Here is a 17,747-nt window from a genome sequence, read left to right as displayed (position 1 = left end):
CGCATAACAGGCTGTTAGATAACAAAAAATGGTGCTATAGGATTCAGACCGCCCGTACGTTGATAGGTTCCCCGGCCATTTTCTTCTTCAGGGTACGCTTGGTACGGTCGATCACTTCACCCGCCAGTTGCCCGCAGGCGGCGTCGATATCGTCACCACGGGTTTTACGAACAATAGTCGTAAAGCCGTATTCCATCAACACCTTGGAGAAACGATCCACCCGGCTGTTGGAGCTGCGGCCGTACGGAGCGCCCGGGAACGGGTTCCATGGGATCAGGTTGATCTTGCACGGCGTGTCTTTCAGCACTTCCGCCAGCTGATGCGCGTCGTCGGTGCTGTCGTTGATATGATCCAGCATCACGTACTCGACGGTGACGCGGCCCTGGTTGGCGTTGGATTTCTCCAGGTAGCGACGCACCGCGGACAGGAAGGTCTCGATGTTGTACTTGCGGTTGATCGGCACGATCTCATCGCGGATGGTGTCGTTCGGTGCGTGCAGCGAAATGGCCAGCGCCACGTCGATCATGTCGCCCAGCTTGTCCAGCGCCGGCACCACGCCGGAGGTAGACAGGGTCACGCGGCGTTTGGACAGGCCAAAGCCGAAATCGTCCAGCATGATTTCCATCGCCGGCACCACGTTGTTCAGGTTGAGCAGCGGCTCGCCCATGCCCATCATCACCACGTTGGTGATCGGGCGTTGGCCGGTCACCTTCAGCGCGCCGATGATCTTCGCCGCGCGCCACACCTGGCCGATGATTTCCGACACGCGCAGGTTGCGGTTGAAGCCCTGCTGCGCCGTCGAACAGAATTTGCACTCCAGCGCGCAGCCTACCTGCGAGGAGACGCACAGCGTCGCGCGGTCGGCTTCCGGGATATACACGGTTTCGACCTGCTGATCGCCCACCTTGATCGCCCACTTGATGGTGCCGTCGGCCGAACGCTGTTCTTCCGCCACTTCCGGCGCGCGGATTTCCGCTACGCGCTGCAGCTTGCCGCGCAGGACTTTGTTGATGTCGGTCATCTGCTCGAAATCGTCGCAGCAGTAGTGGTAAATCCACTTCATCACCTGATCGGCGCGGAACGGTTTTTCGCCCATTTCGGCGAAGAACTCGCGCATTTGCTGGCGGTTCAGATCCAGCAGGTTGATTTTGGCCGCAGCCGGTTGCTCCACGTTAACGGAGGGGGTAGTCAGCGAATTATTTTCAGACACGGTGTGCTCGGACGTGATGGGTTCTAACATAATGATCTCTGGCCTCGTTATTACACGTTATGGCGCTAAAGAATGGAAAGTAAGTTGTGCATTTCAGCCCGCATGATTCGGGTGGCGGCACTAAAAACACGCCCCTGACAAGTCGTCTTATCAGGGGCGCGGCATTGTACAAATTTTAGTAGCGGGTTTCTATGGCTGAAAGGCATTCAGGGCATTTTTATTGTTTCAGCCGGTGAATGCCTGGTTATCAGCAACGGCACGATTAACGTGCGCAGATTTCGCTTTCGTTGAAGAAGTAAGCGATTTCACGCTGTGCGGATTCAACGGAGTCGGAACCGTGAACGGCGTTAGCGGTGAAGCTGTCCGCGTAGTCGGCGCGCAGGGTGCCGGCCAGTGCGTTGTCCGGGTTGGTTGCGCCCATGATGTCGCGGTTGCGCTGCACGGCGTTTTCAGATTCCAGAACCTGCACCATGATTGGGCCGGAGGTCATGAACTCAACCAGACCGTCGAAGAATGGGCGGCCTTTGTGCTCAGCGTAGAAGCCTTCAGCTTGCTCGCGAGTCAGACGCAGCATTTTAGCGGCGATGATTTTGAAACCGGCGCGCTCGAAACGCGCGTAGATAGCGCCGATGTCGTTGTTGGCTACAGCGTTTGGTTTAACGATGGAAAAGGTACGTTCTACGGTCATGATGGCCTCTGTATGACTTCCAAAACAGGCCGGTCTGCAATGTTGCCGGCCTTCTCAAGTGGCGCAGATTATATGTGCGCCGTTAACGCTTGCCTACGGGAAAATCAACATTTCATTAAAAAAATATGATCTTCATTCGCCACTTTCAGCGGCGCACCGACGTTATTGGGTCTTGTCGGTAGACGGGATCACATTGCGCAGCCAACTGCCCCAGCGGCGCTGATAAAACGGCTGCGTATGAGCGATCAGGTAGTGGCTGATGCCCCGCTCTTTCTCCGATACCAGGCAGAAATCCACCGGTTCGTCATTCGGCGCCGTTTCGCTGGCGACGCTGCCGGCCTCGTTGATCAACGCCTCGATCTCCGCCGGCTCGGCATCCACTTCCAGCCCGATCAGCAGATTCGGCTTCTCGTCCGCCGCCTGGTCGTGCATCAGCGCCAGAAACGCGCGGCGCACCGGTTTGCGCTGGCTGAACAGCGTGGTCAGCGCATCCACCATCGCCGACGGGTACTCTTCGGGCTGCCCCAACAGGATTTGGGTCTCTTTGTCGACGTAATGCTCCACCGGTTTGACGACGCCGCCGGTCGCCAGCAGCATCGCCACCTCTTCCGGGTAGAACTCTTTGCCGTATTCCGCCTTCGGGTTGAGGAACAGATCCGCGCCCTGGGTGATTTCAAACAGCACCCGCGCCGGCATGGCGATGAACGGCTGTTCGTCCTCAACGGCCTTCTGCAACGCTTCCAGCGAGGTGAAGAACGGAATGATGCTGCCGCCGTCCTGCTTTTCCCAATGCTGGATATTGACCGGCGTATCCGCGTTCAGCGTAATGTCGCCGTCCTGCTGCACCTGCTCGCTGTCGCCGAGGATCAGCACCGTGGCGTCGAGCAGTTCACGGAAGAACGCCGGACGGTGGGCCGGCTCCGTCACCGCCAGCTTCAGCAGGCGTTCAAGCTCGTTCTCGCTCGGGGCGGCATCGTGATGATGGGAACTCATGGCAAACTCCAGGGATCAAAGAGCGAGGCCCAGCATGCTGGGCCCCGAAGATAATGCGCATTCTAGCGCCCGCCGCGGCGGGCGTTCAATTATTTGGCTTTGCTCAGCAACAGATTGGCCAGGGTGCGCACACCCAAACCGGTCGCGCCGGCCGACCACTGATCCACCGCGCCTTTGCGGTAGGTGGCGGAGCAGTCGATGTGCAGCCAGCCCTGTTGGTAATTCTTGACGAAGTGCGACAGGAAGGCCGCCGCAGTGCTGGCGCCGGCGGTGTAGGCCGGGCCGGCCACGTTGTTCAGCTCGGCGAAGTTGGACGGCAGCTGGCTGCGGTGGAATTCGGCCAGCGGCAGACGCCAGAACGGCTCTTGCTCGGCGGCGGCGCTGCTCAGCAGCTCTTGCGCCAGCGCATCGTCGAAGCTGAACAGCGCGTGATAGTCGTTGCCTACCGCGGTTTTGGCCGCGCCGGTCAGGGTGGCGCAGTCGATAATCAGCTGCGGGTTCTGCTCGGCGGCGTCGATCAGGCCGTCGGCCAGCACCAGGCGCCCTTCCGCATCGGTGTTCATCACCTCAACGGTTTTGCCGTTGCGGTAACGAATGATGTCGCCCAGTTTGAAGGCGTTGCCGCTGACCATGTTGTCGGCGCAGCACAGGTACAGCTTCACGCGCTGCTTCAGGCCGCGCGCCGCCGCCAGCGCCAGGGCGCCGGTGATGGTGGCCGCGCCGCCCATGTCGGATTTCATCGAATCCATAAAGGCGCTCTGCTTCAGGCTGTAGCCGCCGCTGTCGAAAGTGATGCCCTTGCCGACCAGGCAAGCGAACACCGGCGCATCCGGGTTACCGGTCGGGTTGAAGTCCAATGCCAGCAGCACCGGCGGACGTTCGGAGCCGCGGCCGACGGTGTGGATGCCGGCATAGTTCTGCTCGCGCAGATCTTCGCCCTTGGTGATGCGGTAGCTGACGGCATCGCAGCCGACGTCGCACATCAGATCGACGGCGCGGGTCGCCAGTTGCTCCGGCCCCAGCTCTTCCGCCGGCATGTTGATGGTGTCACGCACCCAGTCGACGATCTTCAGGCGCTTATCCAGCTCCTGACGCGCGGCTTCCGGCAGCTCGGCCCATTCGACGTTGCGCTGCCCTTTCGGCCCGCGATAGCCTTGCCAGAACGCCCAGCTGTTTTCCAAATCCCAACCGTCGCCGGCCAGCTTGACGTTTTTGATGCCCTGGCCGTCAATTTTGCGGCCCGCGCGCTGGATCGCGCCCAGCTTGTCGGCGCCGGTCAGGTGGATGGTCATTCCTTCGCCGTTGGTGCTCAGCAGCGCTTTTTCGCCCCAGCGGGCGTCGGCAGGTTGTTGCGACAGCGTGACCTGCATGAATTCTGTTGTCATAGCCTTCTTACTCCGGATTATTCTTTTATTAATCTTGTCGGATACAAAATAAACGGGCCGCCCATGGCAGCCCGTTACGCTATTTACTCCGCTTCATCTAACCAGACCAGCAGGATCGCTTCCAGTATTTTTTCGTTGGAAGCCTGCGGATCGTCATCGAACTCTTCCAGATCGCAGATCCACTGATGCATGTCGGTAAAACGCACGGTTTTCGGATCGGTATCCGGGTATTGGTCGTACAGGGCTTCGCCGATTTCACGGCTGTCGGTCCACTTCAGTCCCATTATGATCTCCGGGTTGACGCTGCGGCTAACAATTAATGCTCACGCGCGTGGTTGACGGTGTAACGCGGCATTTCGACCACCAGATCTTCGTCGGCGACCAGCGCCTGGCAGCTCAGACGGCTTTCCGGCTCCAGCCCCCACGCTTTGTCCAGCATGTCGTCTTCCAGCTCGCTGCTCTCTTCCAGCGAATCGAAGCCTTCACGCACGATGCAGTGGCAGGTGGTGCAGGCGCAGGATTTCTCGCAGGCGTGCTCGATTTCAATGCCGTTGCGCAGCGCAACGTTGAGGATCGACTCCCCTTTTTCGGCTTCCAGAACCGCCCCTTCCGGGCAAAGATCTTGATGGGGCAGGAAAACAATTTTAGGCATAGTTAAACCTCATCCACAGAATGGCCAGCCAGCGCGCGGCGAATGGAAGCGTCCATGCGGCGCGCGGCAAAATCTTGCGTTTGTGCATCTAATGTTTTGATGGCGTCTTCGATAGCGGCGGGATCTTCACCCTGCGCCGCCTGCTGCAACGCCTGGGTCGCGGCGGCGATCGCCTGGCTTTCCGCCTCGCTCAGCAGCGCGGCGTCGGTGGCCAGCGCGCCCTGCAGGCTTTCCAGCACCCGCGCAGCTTCCACGCGTTGCTCCGCCAGCTTGCGCGCGCCCACGTCGCTTTGCGCATTGGCCATCGAATCCTTGATCATGCCGGCGATTTCACTGTCCGACAGGCCATACGACGGCTTGACCTGGATCGAGGCTTCAACGCCGGTGGATTTCTCCATCGCGGTGACGCTCAGCAGGCCGTCGGCATCCACCTGGAAGGTGACGCGAATGTGTGCGCCCCCGGCAGGCAGCGGTGGCAGGCCGCGCAGCGTAAAGCGCGCCAGCGAACGGCAATCCTGCACCAGCTCGCGCTCGCCCTGCAGCACGTGGATCATCATCGCGCTCTGGCCGTCTTTAAAGGTGGTGAACTCCTGCGCGCGCGCCACCGGGATAGTGGTGTTGCGCGGGATCACTTTCTCCACCAGGCCGCCCATGGTTTCGAGGCCCAGCGACAGCGGGATCACGTCCAGCAGCAGCATATCGCTGTCCGGCTTGTTGCCCACCAGGATGTCGGCCTGGATCGCGGCGCCGATGGCGACCACTTTATCCGGATCGATCGACGTCAGCGGCATGCGGCCGAAGAAGGCGCCCACTTGCTCACGCACCAACGGCACGCGGGTGGAACCGCCGACCATCACCACTTCCAGCACCTCGTCGGCGGCGACGCCGGCGTCTTTCAGCGCGCGGCGGCAAGCCATCAGCGTGCGTTTCACCAACGGAGCGATCAGCGCTTCAAACTGGGCGCGGGTCACCTCCCCCTGCCAGCCGGCCACCTCGACGCGCACGCTGTCGGCATCGCTCAACGCGATTTTGGCGGCGATGGCGGCATCCAGCAGTTGGCGCTGCACGCCGTGGTCGCTGCGATCGGCCACGCCGGCCTGCTCGCGCAGCCAGTCGGCCAACAGATGATCGAAGTCGTCGCCGCCCAGCGCTGAATCGCCGCCGGTCGCCAGCACTTCGAACACGCCGCGGCTGAGGCGCAGAATGGAGATATCAAAGGTGCCGCCGCCCAGATCGTAAACCGCGATCACCCCTTCCTGGCCGGAATCCAGCCCGTAGGCGAGCGCCGCCGCGGTCGGTTCGTTCAACAGGCGCAGAACGTGCAAGCCGGCCAGACGCGCTGCGTCTTTGGTGCCCTGGCGCTGCGCGTCGTCGAAGTAGGCGGGAACGGTGATCACCACGCCATCCAGCTCGCCTTCCAGCGCCGTTTGCGCGCGCGCGGACAGGGCCCGCAGGATATCAGCGGAGACACCGACCGGGTTAACCGGGCCGGCGGCGGTGACGATCAGCGGCAGGCCGTTGTCGCTGGCCTGAAATTGATACGGCAGGTTCGGGTAACGTTGCTGCACGTCCGCCAACGAGCGGCCCATCATGCGTTTGATGGAGCTGACGGTATTGGCCGGATCCTGCGCCGCCTGTTGGCGCGCCTCCCAGCCGACGCGCTGCGCGTCCGCCTGATAATGCACCACCGAAGGCAGCAAATGGCGCCCCTGTTCGTCGGCCAGCGTTTCCGCCTGCCCGCTGCGCACCGTGGCGACCAACGAGTTGGTGGTGCCTAAGTCGATGCCGGCGGCCAAGCGTCGCTGGTGCGGCGCGGCGCTGAGGCCAGGCTCACTAATTTGTAATAAGGCCATGTTGAAGCTTCCACAATCAGAATCAGAAGGTGTTACTCAAAACCCAGCAGTTTTTCTTCGAGTTGTTCAACCTGTTGCTGGAGTTTGTCCAAAAAGCGCAGCTTGCGCACGGTGTCGGCGGCGTCCGCCCACTGCTCACTGTCCAACTGCTGCAGCATCAGCGCGCTGCGCTGTTTGATGGAGACGGCCAGCCGCGCGCCGAAATCGGCCAGCAGGCTTTCCGCCTCCGGCTTGCGCTCAATGGCGTCGAGCTCTTCACGCAGTTCCAGCTGTTCCATCAGGAACGCGGTGTCGCGCATCGTATGCTGTTCGTTGCCCAGATCGAAGCCGTGCAAAGATAGCATATACTCCGCGCGTTTTAACGGGTGCTTCAGCGCCTGGTAGGCTTCGTTGATGGTCGCCGCCTGCTGCAACGCCATCAGGCGTTCGCGCTCCGGCTGGTTGGCGAAACGATCGGGGTGGAATTGGCGTTGCAGATCCTGGAAGCGGGACGCAAGCAGGCTGCCGTCCACGGTGTAGCGAACTGGCAGCCCGAATAAAGTAAAGTAATCCATAGCGTGCTCTGGGCGTTAGCGGATGAAGTTCCCCCGCCGAAACGGGGGAGCACGATGGACTGTCAGACGTTGAAACTCTCGCCGCAGCCGCACTCGCTTGAGACGTTCGGGTTGTTGAACTTGAAGCCTTCGTTCAGGCCTTCCTTAACGAAATCAAGCTCGGTGCCGTCAAGGTAGACCAGGCTCTTGCCGTCGATGATCACCTTGATGCCTTTGTCTTCAAACACGATGTCGTCATCGTTGGCTTCGTCAACAAATTCCAGCACGTACGCCATCCCGGAGCAGCCGGAAGTTCGCACTCCCAGACGCAGGCCGAGACCTTTGCCGCGGTTCGTCAAAAACGCCTGAACACGCTGCGCAGCGCTGTCGCTCATGGTAATAGACATCACAACCTCACACTTCACATCAAAGCCCGGCGCGGCCGGGCCGACTCAGACAAATTACTTGGCGCTATGCTTGCTCTTATAGTCGGCAATCGCTGCTTTGATGGCGTCTTCAGCCAGGATCGAGCAGTGAATTTTGACCGGCGGCAATTCCAGCTCTTCGGCGATCTGGGTGTTTTTGATCGCTTCAGCCTGATCGAGCGACTTGCCTTTCATCCATTCGGTCACCAGCGAGCTGGAGGCGATGGCGGAACCGCAGCCGTAAGTTTTAAAGCGCGCGTCTTCGATGATGCCTTCATCGTTGACCTTGATTTGCAGCTTCATCACGTCGCCGCAAGCCGGCGCCCCTACCATGCCGCTGCCGACGGTAGGATCTTCGTTGTCGAAAGAACCCACGTTGCGCGGGTTTTCATAATGATCGATTACTTTTTCGCTGTAAGCCATGACCTTGCTCCTGAAACCTGAGAATTAATGATGCGCCCATTCGATGCTGTTGATGTCCACGCCCTGCTTGAACATCTCCCACAGCGGGGACAGATCGCGCAGACGGCCGATGGATTTACGCACCAGTTGAATGGTGTAGTCGATCTCTTCTTCCGTGGTGAAACGCCCCAGGGAGAAACGGATCGAGCTGTGCGCCAATTCATCGCTCATGCCCAGCGCGCGCAACACGTAGGACGGCTCGAGGCTGGCGGAGGTACAGGCTGAACCGGAAGAAACGGCCAGGTCTTTCAGCGCCATGATCAGCGACTCGCCTTCAACGTAGTTGAAGCTGACGTTCAGGATGTTCGGTGCGCCGTGCTCCAGATCGCCGTTCAGATACACTTCTTCCATATCTTTCACGCCGTTCCACAGACGGTCACGCAGGGTGCGCAGACGCGCCATCTCTTCGGTCATCTCTTCTTTGGCGATGCGATAAGCTTCGCCCATGCCGACGATCTGGTGGACAGGCAAGGTGCCGGAACGCATGCCGCGCTCGTGACCGCCGCCGTGTACCTGCGCTTCGATGCGGATGCGCGGCTTGCGACGCACGTACAGCGCGCCGATGCCTTTCGGGCCATAGATTTTGTGGCCGGAGAACGACATCAGGTCGACTTTCAGCTTGCTCAGATCGATAGGCAGTTTGCCCACGCTCTGGGTGGCGTCAACGTGGTAGATGATACCGCGCGCGCGGCACATTTCGCCGATCGCTTCGATGTCCTGCACCACGCCGATTTCGTTGTTGACGTGCATGATGGAGACCAGAATGGTGTCATCGCGCATCGCGGCTTCGAGATCCTGCAGGCTGATGATGCCGTTGCTCTGCGGCGCCAGGTAGGTCACTTCAAACCCTTCGCGCTCCAGCTGACGGCAGGTGTCGAGCACGGCTTTGTGTTCGGTTTTGCTGGTGATGATGTGCTTGCCTTTTTTCTGGTAGAAATTGGCAGCGCCTTTGATCGCCAGGTTGTCGGATTCGGTCGCCCCGGAGGTGAAGACGATTTCGCGCGGGTCAGCACCCACCAGTTCGGCGATTTGGTTACGGGCGATGTCTACCGCCTCTTCCGCCTGCCAACCGAAACGGTGGGAACGGGAAGCCGGGTTGCCGAAAGTGCCGTCCAGGGTCAAAAACTGCATCATCTTCTCAGCAACGCGCGGGTCAACCGGCGTCGTTGCTGAGTAATCCAGATAAATCGGTAATTTCATTGCTCTTGTGCTCCGTACATCACTTCCAAAAACTAAAATAATTTCGCCAGCTGCTTATGCGCGCAGATTAACGTTGATAGTTTCTTGCGGACGGCCGTTGGCCGTGCGGCGCGTATCGTTGTTTTGACGATCCGCCACCACCAGCACTTCCTGGTTGTTGACCAGTTCTGCCAGCGTAATATTGTTCAGGAACCCGCTGATGCGCTCGCTCAGATCGCGCCACAGGGCGTGGGTCAAGCAGCGATCGCCGCCCTGACAGCCTTCTTTGCCCTGGCAACGGGTTGCATCTACCGATTCATCGACAGCAGTGATGACAGCGCCAACGGCGATCTCACCCGCGTCTTTACCCAGCAGATAACCACCGCCCGGACCGCGCACGCTGGCCACCAGGCCATTCTTGCGCAGACGGGAGAATAATTGTTCCAGATAAGAGAGCGAAATACCCTGGCGTTCGGAAATGTCCGCCAGTGGCACCGGCCCTTCCTGAGAATGCAGCGCTACGTCGAGCATAGCGGTTACGGCATAACGGCCTTTGGATGTCAGTCTCATAGCTCAATGGTTACCTGTTGGTCAAATATGGCCGAAAGTCTGACATTCCCGAGTAAAACAGTCAACTATTTAACCCAGTAATTAACTCAAGTATTAGCACGTTTTGAACTTAGCAAGAACAAAGGTATATAAAATACATGTTATAACCTTTGGATAACTAATACTATTGTCGCCCACCGTGATGCCACATCAATTAATTACCTTGATGTTTATCCTGTTTCTCGATCGACGTCAGCATGCCGCGCAGGATATTCAGCTCCTGCCCTTCCGGGCGCGCGCGGGTGAACAGCCGACGCAGACGGTTCATCACCTGGCCCGGATGCGACGGGCGAATGAAACCGGTGCGCTGCAGCGTCTGCTCCAGATGCTGATAGAAACGCTCGAGGTCGTCCACCAGCGGATACGGTGTCTCTTCCAGCTGCGGCGCGCCCGCCTGTTGGCGATCGAGGTAAGCCACGCGCACTTCGTACGCCAGGATCTGCACTGCCATCGCCAGGTTCAGCGAGCTGTAGTCCGGGTTGGCCGGAATGGCGACGTGGTAGTGGCACTTTTGCAATTCATCGTTGGTCAGCCCGACGCGTTCGCGGCCGAACACCAGCGCCACCGGCGCGTGCTCGCCTTCGTGCACCGCGCGCACGCCGCATTCGCGCGGCTCCAGCATCGGCCACGGCAAGGTGCGAGAACGTGCGCTGGTACCCACCACCAGGCTGCAGCCGGCGATGGCGTCATCGAGGGTATCGACGATAGTGGCGTTGCCGATCACGTCGCTGGCGCCGGCGGCCAGGGCGATGGCCTGAGAATCGGGTTTGATCAGCGGATTAACCAGATAAAGGTTGGTTAAACCCATGGTTTTCATGGCTCTGGCGGTCGAGCCCATGTTGCCGGTATGTGAAGTCTCTACCAGAACAATGCGGATATTGTGCAGCATACAAACTCTGAGCGTGGCGGAAAATCGCAGCATCTTAACACAGCCGTAGGCAATTTGCCGAACAGCTGCTATACTTCGCGCCGTTTCCTGTTCTTTAACATCCTAGTTGGAAGATACCCATGCATCCGATGCTGACTATCGCCGTGCGCGCTGCGCGCAAGGCCGGTAACCTGATTGCCAAAAACTACGAAACCCCGGACGCTGTAGAAGCGAGCCAGAAAGGGACCAATGACTTCGTCACCAACGTCGATCGCGATGCAGAGCATCTGATCATCGACGTCATCCGCAAGTCTTATCCGCAACACAGTATCGTGAGCGAAGAACGCGGTGAGCTGATCGGCGAAGATCGCGATGTGCAATGGGTGATCGATCCACTGGATGGCACTGCAAACTTCATCAAACGCTTCCCTCATTTCTCCGTTTCCATCGCCGTACGCATCAAAGGCCGTACTGAAGTGGCCGTGGTTTACGATCCAATGCGCAACGAACTGTTCACCGCCACGCGCGGCCAGGGCGCACAGCTCAACGGTTACCGTCTGCGCGGCACCAACGCCAAAGATCTGGATGGCACCATCCTGGCGACCGGCTTCCCGTTCAAAGTCAAACAGCACGCCACGCCTTACATCAACATCGTCGGCAAACTGTTCACCCAGTGCGCGGACTTCCGCCGCACCGGTTCCGCTGCGCTGGATCTGGCCTATGTCGCCGCCGGCCGCGTGGACGGTTTCTTCGAAATCGGCCTGAAGCCGTGGGACTTCGCCGCAGGCGAACTGCTGGTGCGTGAAGCCGGCGGCCTGGTCACCGACTTCGTCGGCGGCCACAACCACTTCAGCTCCGGCAACGTGGTCGCAGGCAACCCGCGCGTGGTGAAAGCCATGCTGGCCACCATGCGTGAAGAACTGAGCGAAGCGCTGAAGCGTTAATCGCCAGAAGCGAATCGAAAAAAAAGCGCTGCCGATGCAGCGCTTTTTTTTATGCCCGTTAGCGGGAGAAGGGGCGGATACCGCCGCCGAATTCCGGCTGCGCGCTGACGTACAGCAACAGCCCGGCGGCCAACAGGATCAGCCCCCCGGCCAGCGCCAACGCCCCCCAGGCCACCGCGCTCCAGGCGGCGGGCGCGCGCGAACGGCTGAGGCGCACCGCCAGCCGGCGGCTGTAATGCACCAGCAGCGCCAGCATGGAGATGGTCAACGAGGTGCCGAACGCCATCGCCAGCGCGGAGATCACTCCCCAGCCAAACACGCCGATCACCTTGGAAAACAGCAGCACCAAAATCGCCCCCGAACAGGGACGCATGCCCATCGCCAGCACGATGGCGGCCTGAGTGCGCCAATCGCCTCCCGCCTGCAGCTCGCTGTCGCTCGGCAGATGCCGGTGGCCGCAGCCGCAGTCGGCGCTGTGCACATGATCCGCCGCCAGCGGCGTCAGGCTGTTGATGCGCAGCGCCGGTGCCGGGCGCATCGCCTTGATCGCCGCAAACAGACGTTTCAGCGCGCGCCAACTCAGCAGCACGCCAAGCAGCATCACCAGAATAAAACTGCCCTTCTCCAGCCAAAAGCTGCTTTGGTGCAGCTGGCGCGAAGAGAGCTGCAACACCACCAGCATCAACGTCACCAGCGCGATCGCCACCAGCCCCTGCACCAGCGAAGCGGCGAAGGTCAGCTTCAGGCTGCTTTTCAGCCGCGCCGGGTGGGTGGCCAGATAGGTGGCGATCACCACTTTACCGTGGCCGGGCCCAAGCGCATGCAAAACGCCATAGCCGAGGCTGAACAGCATCAGCGCCAGCCCGGCCTGCTGCGGCGCGGCCTTCACCTGCTGCAACAGCCCCGCCATCTGTTGATGCAGCGCTTTTTGCCATACCACGCTCTGCATCAGCAGCTGCGGCCAGTAGTGCCACGCCAGCAGCGCGGCGGCCATCAGCGCCAGCGTGAACGGCAGCAGCGGCCACAGGCCAAAGGCCCAATGGCGTCGGCTTGTCGTCGGCGGCGAGAAATTTAGCGACATTGCAGCGTCACCCGCTGGGCAAACTGTTGCCCCAGCGCCAGGTCTTCGCCGGGCGAGTCGTTCTTGTCGAGCGACAGCGCATAGGCCTGCAGCGACGCATTCGGCTTCGGCGTGATCAGCTTGTAGCTGCACTGCTGCGCCATCTCCGGCGGCAGATGCAGCGCATTTTGGTCTTTATAGGTCATATCCACGAAATAAGTCGGATCGTAAGTAGAAAGCTCGAACGGCTTGCCCGCCAGCGGCTGCGGCTCGGCCAACGGCAGCACGAACTCCAGCACCGCCTGGTTGCCCTGGCGCGACAGGTGATATTCGCTGGGCAAGTTCAGGTATTTCACCGGCTTGCCATCGCGGTAAAGATCGGTGAAATAGTGCTGCCCCAGCACGTTGGCCATCACTTCCGCCGCCAGCTTTTTCCACACTTCCGAATCGCTCTTGGCGTTTTTCGCATCGTAGAGCAGATCCGCCGAGGTGATTTCATCCATCACCCACACCATTTTCAGGCCGACCAGCCGCTGGTCCTTGGCGACGAAGGTGGTGTTCATGTCGATAAAGCTGTGCGGATGAGCGGCCGCTCCAGCGCTGAACACGGCGCCGAGGGCAGCCAAAAGACGACGTAACTTCATCATTATCCTGTCTTACCTGCATTTGTTATAACGTAACACAAATAACTGCCGAACGGCCCGCCTCTCCCGGCGATATTTGTGACGAAAGTTGTAAGCCGAAGTAAAAGCCGCGCTGTCATCCTGACGTTACAAAGCCTTTTGCTATGCTTAGGCATAATCGCAACCTTTTATGCCGGAAGGTGATATGAGCCTGGACACCTCTCCCGTGCCTGAGCTCTCCGGACAACAACGGCGCTGCCATCTGCTGCTGATGCTGTACACGCCGGAGCCCGAGTTACAGCTGGAGACCCTCAGCCGAATCAATGGCGTCGCCCCCCCGATAACCCGGCAAGATATAGCCGAGGTGGACAGTGAAATCCAGCGTTTCCACCACCTGGAGATCGCCGTCGATCCCGACTATGGCTACCGATTGAGGGGCAGCGTGCTCAACCAACGCCTGTGCCTGCTCCATTGGCTAAGGCGCACCCTGCGCTGCAGCCCGCGGTTCGTCGAAGACGATTTCGCCCCGCGCCTGCGGCAAGCGCTGGCGGCCGATGCCGAGTCGACATCGCTGTTGGCCCAGGCGCTCGACGCCTGCGAGCCGCTGCTCAATCGTCACTTTGACGCGCGCGACCGCCAATTCCTGCAGCATTATCTGCTCTACTGCGCCTGGCAAAACCGCCTGCAGCAACACCCGCGTTTCGACGCCGTTCAGCGCGACTGGCTGCGGCAAAAGCCGGAACAGCAAGCCGCCGCCTGGCTGCATCAGGCCTGCAACCGGCTGTTTAACCAGCCGCCGCAGGCGGACGAGCGCGATTTTTTAGCGCTGACCTTCACCCTGTTGAAAAATCACAGCTACCACAGCAATGACTCGGCGCAAGAGCAGAGATTGATGGCGGCGATCGGCAGCATGGTCGAGCGTTTCCAGCAACTTTCCGGCATGGCCTTCAGCAGCAAGGCCGAGCTGATCAGCCAGCTGTTCGCCCATCTGGCGCCGGCGCTGGAGCGCTGCCGTTTCGCCATCGGCATCGACAATATGCTGTTGGAGGAAGTGGTGCGCAAATACCCGCGGCTGATGCGCACCACGCAGGAAGCGTTGAAACCGCTGGAGCAGGAGTACGGCGTGCATTTTTCCAACGAGGAGGCGGGCCTGGTGGCCATCAGCTTCGGCGCCTGGCTGATGCAGGACAACGCGCTGCAGGAAAAACAGGTGCTGCTGCTGACGCTGGATAACCCGCAGTTGGAAGAGGAAGTGGAATATCAGATCCGCGAGCTCACGCTGCTGCCGCTGAACATCAAGTATCTGCCGCTGAGCGACTATCTGTGCGGCGGAGCGCCGCAGGGCGTCACGCTGGTGATCACCCCCTACGCGGCGGTGCACAGCGCTCCGCACCCGCCGCTGATCTATACCGAACTGCCGCTGGAAAACCGCCAGCGCCAGGCCATCCGCGCGCTGCTGGAAGCGCCTTAATCAACGGCTGACGCTGACCGCCGGCGGCCGGATGAACAAGGCCGGCACCGCGACCGCCGCCATCACCCAGAACACCCCGCCTTGCCAATGTTCGAACAGGAACCCGGCAATGACCGTCATGACGGCGATACCGCCGCCCATCGCCAGCGCCGAATACACCGCCTGCAGTTGGATCACCTCTTGCCCCTGGCGCGCGGCGATAAAGCGCATCGCCGCCAGATGGCACACGGTGAAGGTGCCGCAGTGCAGGATTTGGATCAGCAGCAGCCAACCCAGCTCGGTGCTGTAGGCCATCAGGCTCCAGCGCAACACGCCGCAGCAGGCGGAAAGCAGCAGCAGGTTGCGCGCATTCCAGCGGCGGAACAGCACGTTGCTGCTGGCGAAAATAATCACTTCCGCCACCACGCCCAGCGACCACAGATAACCGATGGTCGAGGCCGAATAGCCCGCCTCCTGCCAGTAAATGGAGCCGAAGCTGTAATAGCCGGCGTGCGCGCCCTGCAGCAGCGTGACGCACAGCAGGAAGCGCCACACCGGCCCTTCTTTCAACAGCGCCCACAGCGAACGTTCGGCCCCGCCGTGCGTGCGCGCTTCGCCCTGCGGCATCACGCTCGGCTTCAGCAGCATGCCCAGCAGCATCGCCAGCACGCTGAGGATCAGGCTGTAGAGAATGGCGTTATGGCCCCACACCGCCACCAGTTGCCCGGTCAGCGCCGAGCCGATGACGAACGCCAGCGAGCCCCACAGCCGCACCCGGCCATAGTCCATGCGGATCTGCTTTTGCCAGGTGGCGGCCAGCGCGTCGGTCAGCGGCACCAGCGGCGAGAAGAACAGGTTGAACCCCGCTATCACCAGCATCAGCCAGCCCCAGCCGTTGCCGAAGCAGAAGCCAACCGCGAAAGCCAGGGTCAGCAGCGCCAGCAGGCGCAGCGCGGAAATCAGATGAGAGGGATCTTTAACGCGGGGAGCAATCAGTAAACTGCCGAGGAAGCGGGCCACCAAACCGGCGCCGAGCAATATGCCGATGGTCTCGGGCGCGATGCCCTCGCCTTTCAGCCACACGCCCCAGAACGGTAAGAAAATGCCGTAGGAAAAAAAGTAGGTGAAATAACTGAGCGCGAGCCAACGCGTGGATTGCAGAACCATGATCCCTCCGGAGTGAGGGCAATACTTTGACAGAGCTCACACCCGCCCGCAATCTTCATTCCACTTCAATGCGTTAGAGTGCCAGACAGCTCACAGTTTGCCGCGAGCGGCCATAAAAAAACCCCGCCGCAGCGGGTTTTTTCAGGCAAAAGCGGGATTAGGCGTAAACCGGCAGGCGGGCGCAGATATCCAGCACTTTCTTCTTGGTGCGTTCGATGGTGGCTTCATCGTTGATGTTGTCCAGCACATCACAGATCCAACCGGCCAGTTCGCGCACGTCGGCCTCTTTGAAGCCGCGACGGGTCACGGCCGGGGTGCCGATACGCACGCCGGAGGTGACAAACGGGCTCTTCGGATCGTTCGGCACGCTGTTTTTGTTGACGGTGATGTTGGCGCGGCCCAGAGCAGCGTCCGCTTCTTTACCGGTCAGGTTTTTGTCGACCAGATCCAGCAGGAACAGGTGGTTATGGGTGCCGCCGGAGACCACTTTATAGCCGCGCTGCAGGAACACGTCCACCATCGCCTTGGCGTTGACCGCCACTTGCTGCTGGTAAACCTTGAACTCAGGCTCCATCGCTTCTTTCAGCGCCACCGCCTTGCCGGCGATCACGTGCATCAGCGGGCCGCCCTGGCCGCCAGGGAACACGGCGGAGTTCAGCTTCTTGTACAGCTCTTCGTCGCCGCCCTTCGCCAGGATCAGGCCGCCGCGCGGGCCCGCCAGGGTTTTGTGGGTGGTGGTGGTGACGATGTGCGCGTGCGGTACCGGGTTCGGGTACACGCCGGCGGCGATCAGGCCGGCCACGTGCGCCATGTCGACGAACAGATAAGCGCCGATGCTGTCGGCGATTTCGCGCATTTTGGCCCAGTCAACCACGCCGGAGTAAGCGGAGAAGCCGCCGATGATCATTTTCGGCTTGTGGGTTTGCGCCTGCTTGGCCAGATCGTCATAGTCGATTTGACCTTTGTCGTCGATGCCGTAAGGCACCACGTTATACAGTTTGCCGGACAGGTTAACCGGGGAACCGTGGGTCAGGTGGCCGCCGTGCGCCAGGTTCATGCCCAGAATGGTGTCGCCCGGCTGCAGCAGCGCGGTGTACACGGCGAAGTTAGCCTGGGAGCCGGAGTGCGGCTGCACGTTGGCGTAATCGGCGCCGAACAATTCTTTGGCGCGGTCGATAGCCAACTGCTCAACGATATCCACGTATTCGCAGCCGCCGTAGTAACGCTTGCCCGGATAGCCTTCAGCGTATTTGTTGGTCAGCTGGGAACCCTGAGCCTGCATTACGCGCGGGCTGGTGTAGTTCTCAGACGCGATCAGCTCGATGTGCTCTTCCTGACGCACCACTTCCTGCTCCATGGCACGCCACAGTTCCGCATCGTAATCGGCAATGTTCATTTCACGCTTTAACATCCGGCATCTCCTGACTTAAATCAGCTAACTAAAAAATCACCAAATAACTACCCGTTTGGGGTCTGGGCCACAGTGTAAACCGTTTCGCCCTACCGAAGATAGGTCTTGACAGAGGTTTTTACGCAAACGATTGGCATAAGGCAGCGCAAGGCTTTGATCCGCGAAACGCTGCCGTTTATCAACGGACATTTCCTCATGCGAACAATGCGCTTTTTTCATGTTCTGTGAGCGCGAT

General features: G+C 60.2%; 19 protein-coding genes. 2 read left to right on the top strand and 17 right to left on the bottom strand.

Annotated elements, in window-relative coordinates:
* Nucleotides 1–43: 43 nt before the first annotated feature.
* The 13 genes from L085_RS10015 to trmJ form a co-directional block, all read right to left on the bottom strand.
* Nucleotides 44–1,240 (bottom strand): bifunctional tRNA (adenosine(37)-C2)-methyltransferase TrmG/ribosomal RNA large subunit methyltransferase RlmN, encoded by a 1,197-nt coding sequence (locus tag L085_RS10015; RefSeq protein WP_004941426.1) that lies wholly within the window; start codon nt 1,238–1,240, stop codon nt 44–46.
* A gap of 232 nt (nt 1,241–1,472) precedes the next feature.
* Nucleotides 1,473–1,898, bottom strand: a complete 426-nt coding sequence (ndk, locus tag L085_RS10010) for a nucleoside-diphosphate kinase (RefSeq protein ID WP_004941424.1) — start codon at nt 1,896–1,898, stop codon at nt 1,473–1,475.
* Nucleotides 1,899–2,060: 162 nt separating this feature from the next.
* Nucleotides 2,061–2,891, bottom strand: a complete 831-nt coding sequence (gene sseB, locus L085_RS10005; RefSeq protein WP_044030668.1) for an enhanced serine sensitivity protein SseB — start codon at nt 2,889–2,891, stop codon at nt 2,061–2,063.
* Nucleotides 2,892–2,980: 89 nt separating this feature from the next.
* On the bottom strand, nt 2,981–4,276 hold the full coding sequence (pepB, locus tag L085_RS10000) for an aminopeptidase PepB (protein WP_044030667.1): 1,296 nt from the start codon (nt 4,274–4,276) through the stop codon (nt 2,981–2,983).
* 83 nt (nt 4,277–4,359) lie between these two features.
* Nucleotides 4,360–4,560: a Fe-S cluster assembly protein IscX gene (gene iscX, locus L085_RS09995; protein ID WP_006327336.1), complete on the bottom strand. Its 201-nt coding sequence runs from the start codon at nt 4,558–4,560 to the stop codon at nt 4,360–4,362.
* Nucleotides 4,561–4,592: 32 nt separating this feature from the next.
* Nucleotides 4,593–4,928: an ISC system 2Fe-2S type ferredoxin gene (fdx, locus tag L085_RS09990; protein ID WP_004941417.1), complete on the bottom strand. Its 336-nt coding sequence runs from the start codon at nt 4,926–4,928 to the stop codon at nt 4,593–4,595.
* A gap of 2 nt (nt 4,929–4,930) precedes the next feature.
* Nucleotides 4,931–6,781, bottom strand: coding sequence for a Fe-S protein assembly chaperone HscA (gene hscA / locus L085_RS09985; protein ID WP_044030666.1), 1,851 nt, complete (start codon nt 6,779–6,781; stop codon nt 4,931–4,933).
* Nucleotides 6,782–6,813: 32 nt separating this feature from the next.
* A complete protein-coding gene (gene hscB, locus L085_RS09980) occupies nt 6,814–7,335 on the bottom strand; it encodes a co-chaperone HscB (RefSeq protein ID WP_004941412.1) in 522 nt (173 codons plus the stop codon).
* Nucleotides 7,336–7,397: 62 nt separating this feature from the next.
* Nucleotides 7,398–7,721, bottom strand: coding sequence for an iron-sulfur cluster assembly protein IscA (iscA, locus tag L085_RS09975; RefSeq protein ID WP_004941410.1), 324 nt, complete (start codon nt 7,719–7,721; stop codon nt 7,398–7,400).
* 54 nt (nt 7,722–7,775) lie between these two features.
* Complete coding sequence (gene iscU, locus L085_RS09970; protein ID WP_004941408.1) at nt 7,776–8,162, bottom strand: Fe-S cluster assembly scaffold IscU; 387 nt, start codon at nt 8,160–8,162, stop codon at nt 7,776–7,778.
* A 24-nt stretch (nt 8,163–8,186) separates the two neighbouring features.
* Nucleotides 8,187–9,401 (bottom strand): cysteine desulfurase, encoded by a 1,215-nt coding sequence (iscS, locus tag L085_RS09965; protein ID WP_015378780.1) that lies wholly within the window; start codon nt 9,399–9,401, stop codon nt 8,187–8,189.
* A 54-nt stretch (nt 9,402–9,455) separates the two neighbouring features.
* Nucleotides 9,456–9,950, bottom strand: a complete 495-nt coding sequence (gene iscR, locus L085_RS09960; protein ID WP_004941404.1) for a Fe-S cluster assembly transcriptional regulator IscR — start codon at nt 9,948–9,950, stop codon at nt 9,456–9,458.
* A 193-nt stretch (nt 9,951–10,143) separates the two neighbouring features.
* The gene (trmJ, locus tag L085_RS09955) at nt 10,144–10,878 is read right to left on the bottom strand and encodes a tRNA (cytosine(32)/uridine(32)-2'-O)-methyltransferase TrmJ (protein ID WP_015378781.1); all 735 of its coding nucleotides are present in this window, start codon (nt 10,876–10,878) and stop codon (nt 10,144–10,146) included.
* Nucleotides 10,879–10,997: 119 nt separating this feature from the next.
* Between trmJ and suhB the strand changes: the two genes are divergently transcribed.
* Nucleotides 10,998–11,801 carry an inositol-1-monophosphatase gene (gene suhB, locus L085_RS09950; RefSeq protein ID WP_004941400.1) on the top strand — a complete coding sequence of 268 codons (804 nt, stop codon included), beginning with the start codon at nt 10,998–11,000 and terminating at the stop codon, nt 11,799–11,801.
* Nucleotides 11,802–11,859: 58 nt separating this feature from the next.
* Here the strand turns inward: suhB and L085_RS09945 are convergent, their stop codons facing one another.
* Nucleotides 11,860–12,882 (bottom strand): nickel/cobalt transporter, encoded by a 1,023-nt coding sequence (locus L085_RS09945; RefSeq protein WP_044030665.1) that lies wholly within the window; start codon nt 12,880–12,882, stop codon nt 11,860–11,862.
* Nucleotides 12,873–13,508 carry a DUF1007 family protein gene (locus L085_RS09940; protein ID WP_031299949.1) on the bottom strand — a complete coding sequence of 212 codons (636 nt, stop codon included), beginning with the start codon at nt 13,506–13,508 and terminating at the stop codon, nt 12,873–12,875. Before L085_RS09940 ends, L085_RS09945 begins: the two co-directional genes overlap by 10 nt.
* A 181-nt stretch (nt 13,509–13,689) precedes the next feature.
* Between L085_RS09940 and csiE the strand changes: the two genes are divergently transcribed.
* Nucleotides 13,690–14,955, top strand: coding sequence for a stationary phase inducible protein CsiE (csiE, locus tag L085_RS09935; RefSeq protein WP_044030664.1), 1,266 nt, complete (start codon nt 13,690–13,692; stop codon nt 14,953–14,955).
* Here the strand turns inward: csiE and L085_RS09930 are convergent, their stop codons facing one another.
* Nucleotides 14,956–16,101, bottom strand: a complete 1,146-nt coding sequence (locus L085_RS09930) for a 3-phenylpropionate MFS transporter (RefSeq protein WP_044030663.1) — start codon at nt 16,099–16,101, stop codon at nt 14,956–14,958.
* 157 nt (nt 16,102–16,258) lie between these two features.
* Nucleotides 16,259–17,512: a serine hydroxymethyltransferase gene (glyA, locus tag L085_RS09925; RefSeq protein WP_025303922.1), complete on the bottom strand. Its 1,254-nt coding sequence runs from the start codon at nt 17,510–17,512 to the stop codon at nt 16,259–16,261.
* Between the last annotated feature and the right edge of the window lie 235 nt (nt 17,513–17,747).

This window comes from Serratia sp. FS14 (assembly GCF_000695995.1).
GTDB classification, from domain to species: Bacteria; Pseudomonadota; Gammaproteobacteria; order Enterobacterales; family Enterobacteriaceae; genus Serratia; species Serratia nematodiphila.
Note: the sequence above shows the minus strand (reverse complement) of the source record. Positions and strands in the feature narration are given on the sequence as shown.

Bases quoted from the DNA above. Each gene is read 5' to 3' on its own strand.
- L085_RS10015 (WP_004941426.1), bottom strand. From the start codon at position 1,240: ATGTTAGAACCCATCACGTCCGAGCACACCGTGTCTGAAAATAATTCG.
- ndk (WP_004941424.1), bottom strand. From the start codon at position 1,898: ATGACCGTAGAACGTACCTTTTCCATCGTTAAACCAAACGCTGTAGCC.
- sseB (WP_044030668.1), bottom strand. From the start codon at position 2,891: ATGAGTTCCCATCATCACGATGCCGCCCCGAGCGAGAACGAGCTTGAA.
- pepB (WP_044030667.1), bottom strand. From the start codon at position 4,276: ATGACAACAGAATTCATGCAGGTCACGCTGTCGCAACAACCTGCCGAC.
- iscX (WP_006327336.1), bottom strand. From the start codon at position 4,560: ATGGGACTGAAGTGGACCGACAGCCGTGAAATCGGCGAAGCCCTGTAC.
- fdx (WP_004941417.1), bottom strand. From the start codon at position 4,928: ATGCCTAAAATTGTTTTCCTGCCCCATCAAGATCTTTGCCCGGAAGGG.
- hscA (WP_044030666.1), bottom strand. From the start codon at position 6,781: ATGGCCTTATTACAAATTAGTGAGCCTGGCCTCAGCGCCGCGCCGCAC.
- hscB (WP_004941412.1), bottom strand. From the start codon at position 7,335: ATGGATTACTTTACTTTATTCGGGCTGCCAGTTCGCTACACCGTGGAC.
- iscA (WP_004941410.1), bottom strand. From the start codon at position 7,721: ATGTCTATTACCATGAGCGACAGCGCTGCGCAGCGTGTTCAGGCGTTT.
- iscU (WP_004941408.1), bottom strand. From the start codon at position 8,162: ATGGCTTACAGCGAAAAAGTAATCGATCATTATGAAAACCCGCGCAAC.
- iscS (WP_015378780.1), bottom strand. From the start codon at position 9,401: ATGAAATTACCGATTTATCTGGATTACTCAGCAACGACGCCGGTTGAC.
- iscR (WP_004941404.1), bottom strand. From the start codon at position 9,950: ATGAGACTGACATCCAAAGGCCGTTATGCCGTAACCGCTATGCTCGAC.
- trmJ (WP_015378781.1), bottom strand. From the start codon at position 10,878: ATGCTGCACAATATCCGCATTGTTCTGGTAGAGACTTCACATACCGGC.
- suhB (WP_004941400.1), top strand. From the start codon at position 10,998: ATGCATCCGATGCTGACTATCGCCGTGCGCGCTGCGCGCAAGGCCGGT.
- L085_RS09945 (WP_044030665.1), bottom strand. From the start codon at position 12,882: ATGTCGCTAAATTTCTCGCCGCCGACGACAAGCCGACGCCATTGGGCC.
- L085_RS09940 (WP_031299949.1), bottom strand. From the start codon at position 13,508: ATGATGAAGTTACGTCGTCTTTTGGCTGCCCTCGGCGCCGTGTTCAGC.
- csiE (WP_044030664.1), top strand. From the start codon at position 13,690: ATGAGCCTGGACACCTCTCCCGTGCCTGAGCTCTCCGGACAACAACGG.
- L085_RS09930 (WP_044030663.1), bottom strand. From the start codon at position 16,101: ATGGTTCTGCAATCCACGCGTTGGCTCGCGCTCAGTTATTTCACCTAC.
- glyA (WP_025303922.1), bottom strand. From the start codon at position 17,512: ATGTTAAAGCGTGAAATGAACATTGCCGATTACGATGCGGAACTGTGG.